Below are 12001 nucleotides of genomic sequence, written 5' to 3' on the forward strand. Positions count from 1 at the left end.
TTGCCGAAAACGTCGTGCGCGCGGCGATGCATCCGGCTGACGAATTTGAAGCATTCGCGGGTTTAATCGACGGGGGCTCCGGTGAGGAGGATGTCGCCCGTCGGTTCGGAGTAACCGTGACACACGTTCGCAAACGCATGAAGCTGGCGGCGATCGCGCCGGAGCTCGTCGATCACTATCGGTCCGGAACGATCACGCTCGATACGCTGATGGCCTTCACTCTGACCAACTGCCACGAGCGTCAGCGGGAGGTGTTCGCTATGATCGAACCCACGCTGCGCCACAATGGCTCGGCATTCTATCCGGTGCGGCGGCATCTGACCGAAACCCATGTGCCGGGCCATTCGCGGCTTGCCCGCTTCGTCGGTGTCGAAGCCTATGAAGCAGACGGCGGTTCCGTGACGCGCGATCTCTTCAGCGACGACGAAAGGGGCCATGCCGTCTGGTTCGACGATCCCGTCCGGCTGCAGGCGCTGGCGATCGAGACACTAAAGCGCCATGCCGAGACGCTGCGTTCCGACTGGAAATGGGTGGACGTCATGCTCGACATCCCGTGGCAGGTGCTTCAAGGCTATGGGCGGGTCTACCCCAAACCGAAGGAGATCGACAAGGCGCTGGCTGCGGAGCGCGATGCAATCGAGGCACGTCTGAAAGAGTTGTCCGACCTCGAGGAGCCGTCCGAGGACGACCTCGCGGAGCAGGACCAGTTCACGGAGAGGCTCGACGAGACCGCGGATGAGATCGCCTCGATCGAAGACGTTTATTCCGACGAAGCCAAGGCGATCGCCGGCGGGATCGTCACCCTCGACTGGGCCGGAGAACTCCGGTTCGAGGCGGGTCTCGTGCGGCCTGAGGACATACCGAATGAGAATACCGAAGCCAAGCTGTCAGCGCAGAATAGCGCGTCCGAGGCGGCGAGCGACGTCCAGACTGACGAGCTCGATGACGTGGAAAGCGATCTTGATGGTGAACCATCCAAACGGCCGACGCGGACCGAACTGCGTATCGAACCACCACGCAGTTTCGTCGGAAGATCACCCGTCGCTCCGACGTTCGAACCCTCGCCCGGCGCCGCGAAGCTGAAGGAGGCCGGCTATTCGGCAGCGCTCGCCGACGATCTTCGGGCAACCCGCCATCAGGTCCTGCAGGCCCATCTTGCCGCCGACTTCGAAACCGCGTTCGATCTGCTGCTCTACTCGATGTGCCTCGACGTCTTTGGGATCGGCTATCGAGCGAGGCCCATCGATGTCTCGCTGCGACCGGCGATGACGCAGGGCTCCCGCGATCATCTGTCGGGGACGAAGGCGGAGCGAATGCTGAAGAAGCAGAAATCCGAACTCAAGCTGGACTGGATGACCCTTCCCAAGCCGGACGATTTCGCGGCGCTCTGCGCCTTGTCAGCTGACGAGAAGCAGACGCTATTCGCCTTTGCGTCGGCCCATGGTCTCGTCCAGCAGCTTGGCCTCGATCACAGCGCCGATCCGGTCGTGGAGGCAGCGGGCCAGCGGATGAAGGTGGATGTCGCTGCCTTCTGGAGGCCGACGGCCTCCAACTATTTCGGGCGGATGAAGAAGGACGTCTCACTCGAGACGATCCGCGCCATGATCGGTGAGCCTTTCGCCGACCGGCACACCGGCGACAAGAAGGCGTTCCTCGCTGAGGTGATGGAAGGCGCTTTCTCGAATGAAGGCGCGACGCGAGCAGGCCTGTCGCCGGACATCGCAGCGAAGACCGCACGTTGGCTTCCTACGGGCATGGCGTTTGCGATCGAGACCGACGGGACAGGCCTAGAGCCTGTTCCATCGCAAGCCGATCAGGATGCTCCTTCGCCCAACGAAGAGGACGGAGCTCGGATGTGTGAACCGTGTCTGCAAGACGCGGCGCCCAGTCCAGCCATGCCGTTCACGTTGGTGCGATGCGACCATGGGCCCACGATCGACGCTGGCGCGTCGGTCGACGGCAGAGCTCGGATCGACGTCGATAACGATGTCCTGGTTGGTGAGCATCCAACCAAGCCGCATCAGCGGAATGGCGATAATCCTGGTGCGGTTGAAACACATGCCGATCTCGAAGTCTGTGACGACAGTCCTGACGATGGGGTGGACGAGGAGACCGCCCTGCCCGCGTTTCTGCGCGACATCGGCCGAGCGGCCTGACCGCAGCTGCAGTTCTCGTCATCGCTCGAAACATCGGAGCCGGACGCGATTCTGACCTCGAACGATGGTCGATCGGCGTCCCGCCAAGTCAGGCGAGACGAGCGGCACCGCCTGACCACCGGAACCTGTCTTGCCACGGACGCTCCTTCTAGCCGGAGGAGAGGCGAGACAGGCGGGTCCACAGATGCGGACGGCTTTCTTCAGATCACTTCGAAGACGCATCGACACTGCGGCGGACGACCGCTCACGCCCAACTTGATCGAAATCGAACAGCTCGCTACGGTTCGTAGCATTCGGAGGCCGTGGCGAAAGCCATCGCCTATCGTCATGGAACCGGGATCAGAGGTGGCGACGGTTATCGTCGGATAGGGAGCGACGGCTCACAGAGCCGATAGTCACGGCAGTCGTTTGCTATGTCCGCAATCGCGAAACAGAAGGCTGCGTTGTCACCGTCATCGAACGTGGCGACATCGTCGAGCGGCAGGAGCGAGCACCAGCATCATCGTCGAAGAGGAAGAGAGAGGGCCGGGAAGGCGAGCCTTCCGAGGGGTCGAGAGAGATCCGGGGAGAGGGCGGAAACCTTGACCCGACTGGAGCCTTTCGATGAGCCTCACATCCTCTACCGACCTCTTTCAGACACCGTCCCTGTTCGCCTTCGCAGAGACGTCCACCAAGCTGAACGGAGGAGAAGAGGCGAGGGCGGTCACGCGACCGTCGAAGCATCTGGCGATCGTCGAAGCCGCGCAATCGCTTCTGGCGTCTCTCGAAGCCGGCGAGACGATCGACGGGCGCGTGCTGAGGGCCGCGATGCAGGCAGCCTTCGGCGGCTCGGACGCGGAAGGGTCCTGGGTCTGGAAGGACGCCTACGAGGCGGTCGAAACGGCGCAGGTGCTGTTCGTCCTGAAGTATGGTGCCGTCATGCAGCGTCAGGCGCGCTACCGCGCGAAGGACGACGCCCAGGAGACCGCCCGCATCTTTCTTCAGATGCTGGAGGCGGTAGCAAACCTCTGCCCGACACAGACCCGGCGCAGCGAGGAAAGCGAGACGTGCCAGCAGTTCTCGACGCCGCTGCCGTTGGCCTTCGTCGCCGCTCAGGCCGCCGGAATCACGGGCAACGATACCGTTCTCGAACCCTCTGCGGGAACCGGCATGATGGCTGTGTTCGCGAGGACCGCCGGTGCGTCGCTCATCCTCAACGAATATTCCGAGCTTCGCGCAAAGCTTTTGAAGGCGACGTTCGGCGTCGATCGGATCACGCGGTTCGACGCCGCGGCGATCCACGACCGTCTAAATGATAATCTGACGCCCTCGCTTGTCCTGATGAACCCGCCCTTCTCGTCCGCACCCGGCGTCGCGAAGCGGATGAAGGGAACGACTGCGCGGCACGTCCGCTCGGCGCTGCAGAGGCTTCAGCCCAACGGTCGGCTCGTCGCGATCACCGGCGAGTGCTTCAGGCCGGACCATCCGGCCTGGCGCGAGGCGTTCCGCGATCTCCAGTCGATTGGCCGCGTTGTCTTTTCCGCCGGCATCGCGGGAAAAGTGTTCGCACCGCACGGGACGACGATCGAGACGCGCCTCACCGTCATCGACAAGCGCCGCGCCGAGGACCCAGCGCAGTTCGACGGCCTACAGCAACAAGCAGATAGCGCGTCTGACCTTCTGGCGATGGTGCAGGCGTTCTGTCCGCCGCGCCTCCTCGATGTGGGTGGTAGCTGCGCAGCGCGTCCGGCTTCGCCTTCGCCGTCTGCTGACCAGGGTCGTTTTGAACCAGATGCCTCCGGACAACCCCCGCGTTGGTCGACAACTCATAGTTCAAGCGGCGCGCCGTCTCAGCCTGCGACCGCGCGGAATAAAGCGACCCGATCGCCGAGCCAGTCCAAAACCGCCATCGCCCTCGACGATCGCGACATCATCGACATCGCCTATCACCGGCGCGACTGGAGCCCGACCGCGGATCAGCTGACCGCGTCCCTCTACGAGGCCTACGAGGTCCAGTCGATCACGATCGAGAGCGCCAAGCCGCATCCAACGACGCTGGTCCAGTCGGCGGCGATGGCCTCCGTCGCGCCGCCCCTGCCGTCCTATCGTCCGAAGCTGCCTGCTCATCTCGTCCGCGACGGGCTTCTGTCCGACGCCCAGATCGAGAGCGTCGTCTATGCCGGCGAAGCGCATTCGGGCTTTCTCTCCGGCTCCTGGAAGCGCGACGCCGAGACCGGCGAGCTTGTCGCAGCTGGCGAAGGTGAGGGTGCCAAAATCCGCCGCGGCTGGTTCCTCGGCGACGGCACGGGCTGCGGCAAGGGCCGACAGGTCGCCGGCATCATCATGGATAATTGGCTCAAAGGCCGTCACAAGGCGGTCTGGCTCTCGAAGTCCGACAAGCTGATCGAGGATGCGAGACGCGACTGGACGGCTCTCGGCGGATCGGCGTCCGACATCGTCGCGTTGTCGAAGTTCAAGCAGGGCGCGGAGATCGCCATGACGTCCGGCATCCTGTTCGTGACCTATGCCACCCTGCGGACGGCGGAAAGGACGATTGGCAGCGTAATCAAGAAAAGCCGGCTCGCTCAGCTGATCGAATGGCTCGGCGAGGACTTCGACGGCGTCATCGCCTTTGACGAGGCGCACGCCATGGCGAATGCTAGCGGCGGCAAGTCCGAGCGCGGAGACAAAAAGCCTTCGCAACAGGGCAAGGCCGGCCTCGATCTCCAGAACACGGTCCCCGGAGCGCGGGTGGTCTACGTCTCGGCGACAGGCGCGACTGAGGTCAGCAACCTCGCCTATGCCAGCCGGCTGGGTCTCTGGGGAACCGGAGACTTTCCGTTCGTGACGAGAGCGTCCTTCGTTTCGGCGATGGAAGCAGGCGGGATCGCCGCCATGGAGGTGATCAGCCGCGATCTCAAAGCGCTCGGCCTCTATATTGCGCGCTCGGTTTCCTACGCCGGCGTCGAATACGACATGCTCGTTCACGACCTCTCTCAAAGCCAGATCGCGATCTACGACAGCTATGCAGAAGCTTTCCAGGTCATTCACAACCATCTTGACGCGGCGCTTCTTGCCTCCGGCGTCACCTCGGACGAGGGAACGCTGAACCCACAGGCGAAGTCGGCGGCGCGGTCCGCTTTTGAATCGAACAAGCAACGCTTCTTCCAGCATCTCATCTCAGCCATGAAGTGCCCGTCCCTCATTCCGGCGATCGAAGCGGACCTCGAGGCTGGTCATTCCGCCGTCGTCCAGATCGTTTCGACTTCGGAGGCGCTGCTCGAACGCCGGCTCGCCGAGATCCCAGCGTCGGAATGGCACGATATCCAGCTCGACGTGACGCCGCGCGAATACGTCCTCGACTATCTCCAGCATTCCTTTCCTGTCCAATTGTTCGAGCCGTTCACGGACGAGGACGGCAATCTTCATTCCCGCCCGGCGATGGACGAGGCAGGCAATCCGGTTCTCTGCCGGGAGGCGGTCGCGCGGCGCGACGCCATGATCGAAAAGCTCGGAAGCCTCGCTCCTGTCCAGGGCGCACTCGATCAGCTGATCTGGCGCTTCGGAACGGATGCGGTCGCGGAGGTCACGGGCCGCTCGCGGCGTGTCGTGCGGACGAAGGACGGCAAGCTCAAGGTCGAGAAGCGTCCGGCCTCGTCGAACATTGCTGAAACGCAAAGCTTCATGGACGACGACAAGCGCATCCTGATCTTCTCCGATGCCGGCGGGACGGGCCGATCCTACCACGCCGATTGCGGCGCGAAGAACCAGCGGCTTCGGGTTCACTATCTGCTGGAGCCAGGCTGGCGTGCCGACAATGCGATCCAGGGGCTCGGCCGCACGCATCGGACGAACCAGGCCCAGCCGCCGCTGTTCCGGCCTGTGGCGACGAACGTGAAGGGCGAGAAGCGCTTCCTGTCGACCATTGCGCGGCGGCTCGACACGCTCGGTGCGATCACAAGAGGCCAGCGCCAGACCGGCGGGCAGGGGATGTTCAGGGCCGAGGACAATCTCGAGAGCCCCTATGCGCGGGCAGCGCTCCGCCGGTTCTTCGCCGCGATCCATGCCGGACGGATCGAGGCGTGCTCGTTGGAGCGTTTCGAGACGATGACGGGTCTGGAACTCACTGGTGAGGACGGCACGCTGCGGGAGGATCTGCCGCCGATCCAGCGTTTTCTGAACCGGTGTCTTGCTCTTACCATTGAGATGCAGAACGCGGTCTTCGAGGCGTTCACCGGCATTCTGTCCGATATCGTCGAGGCGGCGATCGCTGGGGGAACCTACGACATCGGCCTTGAAACGCTGAAAGCCGAGCGCTTCACGGTCACGGACCGCCAAGTGATCTACGAGGATGCGTCCGGCGCAATGACGACGGCGCTGACGATCGAGGCGGTTCACCGCAACACACCGATGCGCGTCGACGAGGCGATGAAGCTGAGCCTAAGCGAGAGCCGTTCTCGATATCTCGTCAACGAGCAGTCGGGGCGCGCTGCGGTCGAGGTTCCTGCCTCGGCGTTGATGGATGACGATGGCGGGATCGTCAAGCGGGTCCGGCTTGTCAGGCCGATGGGCTCGGAGTCGATGACCCAGATCGAGATGGAGGCCTCGCACTGGACGCCGGTCGCCCGCGAAGCGTTTCGAGCGGCATGGGAAGCTGAGACCATAGCGATCCCAGAGTTCTCGACATCGACCCTCACGATCATCTCCGGTCTGCTCCTGCCGATCTGGGACCGGCTACCCGACGAGAATTGTCGGGTCTACCGACTTCAGACCGACACCGGCGAGCGCGTTATCGGTCGCATGGTGACCACCGATCAGCTCGGGACCGTGTTCGACAATCTCGGGCTTTCGGACAGCGCCAAGGTCGCACTGACGCCGGAGGAGATCGAAAAGGCGGTCATGCAGCGCGGAACGAGCATCCCCTTATTAGGGGAGATGGCGCTTCGCCGGTCGCGGGTGATGAACGTCAACCGCATGGAGGTGACGGGCTTCGATCCGGCGCATCTGCCGCTCCTCAAGAGCCTCGGCTGCATGACGGAGATCATCCAATGGAAGACGCGCGTGTTTGTGCCGGTTGGTGACCGCGCCCCGCTGGAACGTGTGCTGGAGCGGTTTCCGCAGAAAGGCGTGCAGACCTCGTTGGACGGTCTCGCACACGCCGCCTGACGCTTGTCGGCGCTGCTAGATCGATGGGCTCGGCAATCTGTGGGGTCTGGTTTTAGTCAATCGGCAGCGCCGCCGCCGTCTTTCCACTCATCAGACTTCAAGGAGATCTTCGTCATCGACACGATCGCTGATATTACGGCTGCGCTCGCCGCAAATGCGGACAGCTTCTGCCGGGCCTATCTGCCGAACGGACGGCGTTCGGGCAGCTACTGGATGGTGGGCGATGTGACCGGCGAGCCCGGACGCAGCCTTGCGATCCGGCTGACCGGCTCGGTTGATCGACCGCCGGGCAAATGGACCGACTATGCGACGGCCGAACATGGAGATCTTCTCGATCTCATTCGGCATCTGACCTCGGCAACAACGGTGCCGGAGTTGCTTGATGAAGCGCGGTGCTTCCTGGGTTGGCCGCGATATGGAAAACCTTCAGCCAGTTCGTCGGCAGCGCGTAAGCGGGCTCGTCCAAAATCGCGAGATCAGGCTTCGGAGGATGCTTGCGGGACCCGAACCAGTGCCAGGAAACGCGCCCGAAGGCTCTGGTCGCTGGGACAACCGATCGCGGGCATGCCGGCAGAAGGCTATCTCAGGTCCCGCGGCATTACCCGGTTTGGACCCGCGCTGCGCTATCATCCCGCCGTTCGCTACCGGGACGCCGGGACCGGAGAATTGGCGGCCGCGCCGGCATTGTTGGCAAAGATCACCGATCAGTCCGGCGAGATCACCGGCGTGTCGCGGACCTGGCTCGCTCCGGAGCGCAGGACCATCGCGGACATGACTGATCCGAAGCGCGTCATGGGCGAGCTCGTGAGGTCCGGCGTTCGCTTCAGTGATCCCGCATCGCCCATCCTTGCCGTCGGGGAGGGGGTCGAGACGGTTCTATCGATCGGCTCTGTCCTGCCGAAGCTTGGCCTCACCGCCTGCCTTTCCGCGACCCATCTCGGCCTGTTCCACGTCCCCAAGGCGGTGCGCGAGCTCTGGATCCTGAAGGACGCCGACGAGGCCGGAGCCCGTGCGGTTCGAACCCTTCGCGAGCGGCTGGAGGGTCGCGGCATCGTCATCCATGAGGTAGAGCCGGTGCTTGGCGACTTCAACGATGATCTGACGGCCTGGGGGCCGGACGCGCTTCGCGCGCGCCTGCGTTACGATTTCGGCAATCGGATCGACGAGCTGGCAGGCTGAGAGAAAGGCTGCGATCGGGGTCGTCCTAGAAGGCGGCAGCGGTTTGGACCGGGCGATAGAAGCGCTGTTTCTTTTCGGCTCTCGAGATGCGTTGAACGGACCTGGGACGACGGACCGATAGCCTCGGGACGGGTCGGGCGGAAAGCCGCCCTCATCGTCGGTCGCAAGGCCGATCCCCAGGCCTGTTTTCCCCGCTTCGCTCCTCGCGCCTCAAAACAGGTGCATCTTCGATCCTGGGTCCGGCCTCGTCGCATGCTGCTCCGCCCTTCGGGTGCGCCGCGATGCCGCCCGGGCTCCTGGCCGCGGTGTCCCGGCCGATCAAACGGCCTCACGAGAAAGAGGAACAGCACCATGTCTCATCGCCAAACCCAAGCCGCCGCCTTCGAGGCGAGCTTCATCTCGTCCAGTCCCACCGCCCGGCTTCTCGACGACTACGCGCTCTACGGCGTGACGCCAGGCTCGGACGAGCGCGACACCCGCGAACTCCCCGACGCCGATCTGACGGAAGCCAGCATTACCGCCCTCATGGAGACGATGGCCTCGATCGTGGCCGATACGCGCCTCGAGGACGAGACCGACGAACTTCTCTGGAGTCTCGTCAACACCTTCCACCGCCGGATCGTCCATATCGAAAAGCGCCTCGACGACGTCGAACTGAAGCAGCGCCAGTCGCAGCGTGAACAGGACGGTTCGGAAATCCGCAGTGTCGAGCTGGAGCGCCTCGTCGACGAGGGCCGTAGCCTCTCCCAGACCCGCGACGCCTTCGAGGCGATGCGCGAGTGGGCCGCCGAAAGCTACCACGTCCAGACCGGCTCGCCCTGGCTGCCGCGCACGGGGTCGAAGACATCGCACAAGGCAGTGACTGCTGCGGTCATCGACAGCCGGGACTATTTGTCCGCCAAGCGCCGCAAGGAGACCGAGGCCAACTGTCCGGAAGGCACGAAGATCGCCTTTGCCGGCGGGCACGACGTGACAGAGGTCGGCCCGATCTGGTCGGCTCTCGACAAGGCCCGCGCGAAGTACCCGGATATGGTTCTCGTCCATGGTGGAACCGCCAAGGGCGCCGAGTTGATCGCCGCCAAGTGGGCCGCGACGCGCGGCGTGACAGCCGTCGCCTTCAAGCCGGACTGGAACCGCCACGGCAAGGCCGCACCGTTCAAGCGCAACGATCAGATGCTCGAAATCATGCCACAGGGCGTCATCGCCGCCCCCGGGAACGGTATTACCGAGAACCTCGTCGACAAGGCGAAGACGCTCGGCATCGCCGTCATGAGGATCGGCGCCTGAGGGCGCCTTTCCTTCGAGGTCGCAAAAGATTGGGAACACGAGGGCGCAGATAGCGATCGATCGCGCTCCATTTCCCGCTGCTGTTCCGACCTCCTTCTTGCTTAGGCAGACTACATGAACTACCTATTTTAGGTATGGGCTAGTACGGATATGAGCGATGAAGCAGTTCACCTTTTCCGACATGAACCGGGTTTCGGGCGAAATCCTCGAGGCGGCATTGATCGAGCCAGTCTCGCTGACGAAGCGCGGCAAGGAAAAGCTCGTGATCATGACGGCGGAGAAATACGGCCAACTGATTGGCCAATCGCAGACCACTGCTTACGGCTTGAGCGATGCGCCGCAACCTGTCCACGATGAACTGATGGCCGGCCTCGACGAGCTTCTAACCAGGAGATCTGACGATGTTTGAGCCGGGCGACGTCGTTCGGTTCAACTACCTCTGGAAATGGCAGGCGGACAAAGGCGAGGAAAGTGGGCGGAAGTCTCGACCGTCCTGTGTTGTCGTGCGAACGCCGACAAGCCCGTCCGCCTTGTATCTCTTCGCTATCACGTCTCAGAAGCCCGACGGAAACCGCCTGAGCCTTGCGATCCCTCAGATGGAATGCAGGCGAGCGGCGCTCGCACATCCGTCCTGGATTATCCTCGATGAATACAACCGGACAGTGGATGACCAGGCCTTCGATTTCGAAAGTCCGCATCCGATCGGTCGTTTCAGCCCGGCGTTTCTCCAGGCGATTGCGCGGACTGTGAAGGAAGCGGCTGCGGTGCGACGTCTGAGCGCAATCAATCGCTGACGAAACTGACCGGACCCCTTTGGGACGTCGAATCCATAAGCTCGAAAATGGGCAACCAAGATCGGCAAATCGTAACGATTCATGCCCGGAATCGCTCTATCTTAAAGGGGCGGACCCATTTATCGAGATCGGCAAAGAACGGCTTCTGGGGTCCGGTTCATAGGGCGTTCCGCCATGAAGTCGTCCGGAACGCCGATCGTGGCCATCAGTTCGAAGAAGTCGGCCCAGGCTCGCGCACCGGGTTTCGAGGACAGGACGACATCGCCGGTCGCATCGTCACGTCGAATGAACACCTCGTCTGAATCGAACCGAAACTCCGCAGGCAGCCGAACGGCTTGGCTGGCACCATTCTTGAACAGTTTTGCGCGCCGTATCTCGCTCATACTCGCCAACCGTCCTGATCCGGGTCTTTCCACGGATATATACGCTTCGCCTGCCTCGCAAGCGCTTCTCATTGCCGTCACGCCCATTTTGCGACAGTGTCGTCCCTACCCGTTCGAGGTCTCGACGGTGTCTGCACTCGGTCGCAGGTCGCAACACCTTTCACCCCAATCGGTCGCGGTATTCGACTGATCGACCCTGTCTCGAACACCAGCCAGTCGGGTTAAAAGAGCCTTTTCTTCGTCGAGCGCGGGTTCGCCTTCCAATGCGAAATCAGGCCTCTCCTGTCGTTTCCCGTTTCTTGACGATGCCTGTCCCTGGCCGCTCGGGACGCTTTGCGGTCAACCACGATGACGGTTTCCGGCTGCGCCGGACCCTCCGCAATCGAGGTGTGACCGCGCGCCCATTCGCAGCTCTGTCGGGGGCATCGAAACGCGAACGACAGGAGATCCTCATGCGCTCGATCAACCGCCTCACCATCCTCGGCCACGTCGGCAACGTCAAAACCTTCGGTAAGGTCACCAAGGTCTCGGTCGCCACCAACCGCAGCTGGACCGACGCGAAGGGTAGGAAGCAGGAACGCTGCGACTGGGTGCCGGTCACCATTCTCGACGAAGCGCAGGCCAGATGGGTCGCCGAGAACGCATCGAAGGGCGACCGCGTCTACGCCGAAGCGAGGGTTGGAGAAACATCCTACGGCGAAGGCGAAACCCGCAAGTTCACCATCGACATCATCGCCACGACCTTCAACGTCATGGCCGGGCGGGAAGCCGCCTGAGCCAGCGACCAATCAGCCGGGCGGCCACCTTCGGATCGCCGTCCGGCTCTCGTCGGCGCGGGACCAGTGGTCAGGCGGCGTTCTGATCGTCCGCGAAGATCTCGTAGGCGACATCGTCCTCCGTTTCGTCGAACCAGGCGTTCTCGATCTCGCCAGTGTTCCACTCGTAGACGAAGCCGACATGGCGGCCGCTATCATTGGAGACGATCCGCCCGACGGCGGTTCCGATCATCTTCTTGCTGCTGTTCAGCAAATCTCCCAGGTCGTCAGCCATGGGGTCC

Annotated in this window: 11 protein-coding genes; 7 read left to right on the plus strand and 4 right to left on the minus strand. The window is 63.0% G+C overall.

Features of this window, described 5'->3' with window-relative positions; genetic code table 11:
* Positions 1–62: 62 nt before the first annotated feature.
* The gene (locus U0C82_RS17285) at positions 63–437 is read right to left on the minus strand and encodes a hypothetical protein (protein WP_322188901.1); all 375 of its coding nucleotides are present in this window, start codon (positions 435–437) and stop codon (positions 63–65) included.
* A gap of 102 nt (positions 438–539) precedes the next feature.
* Between U0C82_RS17285 and U0C82_RS17290 the strand changes: the two genes are divergently transcribed.
* Together U0C82_RS17290 and U0C82_RS17295 are read left to right on the plus strand one after the other, a co-directional pair.
* Positions 540–2156, plus strand: coding sequence for a hypothetical protein (locus U0C82_RS17290; protein ID WP_322188902.1), 1617 nt, complete (start codon positions 540–542; stop codon positions 2154–2156).
* Positions 2157–2759: 603 nt separating this feature from the next.
* Positions 2760–7301: a strawberry notch-like NTP hydrolase domain-containing protein gene (locus U0C82_RS17295; protein ID WP_322188904.1), complete on the plus strand. Its 4542-nt coding sequence runs from the start codon at positions 2760–2762 to the stop codon at positions 7299–7301.
* A 90-nt stretch (positions 7302–7391) separates the two neighbouring features.
* Here the strand turns inward: U0C82_RS17295 and U0C82_RS17300 are convergent, their stop codons facing one another.
* Positions 7392–7649, minus strand: a complete 258-nt coding sequence (locus tag U0C82_RS17300; protein ID WP_322188906.1) for a hypothetical protein — start codon at positions 7647–7649, stop codon at positions 7392–7394.
* A gap of 18 nt (positions 7650–7667) precedes the next feature.
* Here U0C82_RS17300 and U0C82_RS17305 point away from each other — a divergent pair, with 18 nt between their 5' ends.
* From U0C82_RS17305 to U0C82_RS17320, 4 genes are all read left to right on the plus strand, one after another.
* Entirely contained in the window at positions 7668–8480 is an 813-nt protein-coding gene (locus U0C82_RS17305) for a DUF7146 domain-containing protein (protein WP_419095921.1), read from the plus strand.
* 351 nt (positions 8481–8831) lie between these two features.
* Positions 8832–9767, plus strand: a complete 936-nt coding sequence (locus U0C82_RS17310) for a DUF2493 domain-containing protein (RefSeq protein ID WP_322188909.1) — start codon at positions 8832–8834, stop codon at positions 9765–9767.
* 157 nt (positions 9768–9924) lie between these two features.
* Positions 9925–10176: a type II toxin-antitoxin system Phd/YefM family antitoxin gene (locus U0C82_RS17315; protein WP_322188911.1), complete on the plus strand. Its 252-nt coding sequence runs from the start codon at positions 9925–9927 to the stop codon at positions 10174–10176.
* Positions 10169–10561, plus strand: a complete 393-nt coding sequence (locus tag U0C82_RS17320) for a hypothetical protein (RefSeq protein WP_322188913.1) — start codon at positions 10169–10171, stop codon at positions 10559–10561. Before U0C82_RS17315 ends, U0C82_RS17320 begins: the two co-directional genes overlap by 8 nt.
* Before the next feature lie 119 nt (positions 10562–10680).
* Here the strand turns inward: U0C82_RS17320 and U0C82_RS17325 are convergent, their stop codons facing one another.
* Positions 10681–11031, minus strand: a complete 351-nt coding sequence (locus U0C82_RS17325; RefSeq protein ID WP_322188915.1) for an antitoxin — start codon at positions 11029–11031, stop codon at positions 10681–10683.
* A gap of 365 nt (positions 11032–11396) precedes the next feature.
* On the opposite strand from U0C82_RS17325, the gene U0C82_RS17330 reads away from it, so the two are divergent.
* Positions 11397–11720 (plus strand): single-stranded DNA-binding protein, encoded by a 324-nt coding sequence (locus U0C82_RS17330; protein ID WP_322188917.1) that lies wholly within the window; start codon positions 11397–11399, stop codon positions 11718–11720.
* Positions 11721–11790: 70 nt separating this feature from the next.
* On the opposite strand, the gene U0C82_RS17335 is transcribed toward U0C82_RS17330, so the two are convergent.
* Positions 11791–11994 carry a hypothetical protein gene (locus tag U0C82_RS17335; protein WP_322188919.1) on the minus strand — a complete coding sequence of 68 codons (204 nt, stop codon included), beginning with the start codon at positions 11992–11994 and terminating at the stop codon, positions 11791–11793.
* Positions 11995–12001: the final 7 nt, after the last annotated feature.

The sequence above is a fragment of the Fulvimarina uroteuthidis genome (genome assembly GCF_034321785.1).
GTDB classification, from domain to species: domain Bacteria; phylum Pseudomonadota; class Alphaproteobacteria; order Rhizobiales; family Rhizobiaceae; genus Fulvimarina; species Fulvimarina uroteuthidis.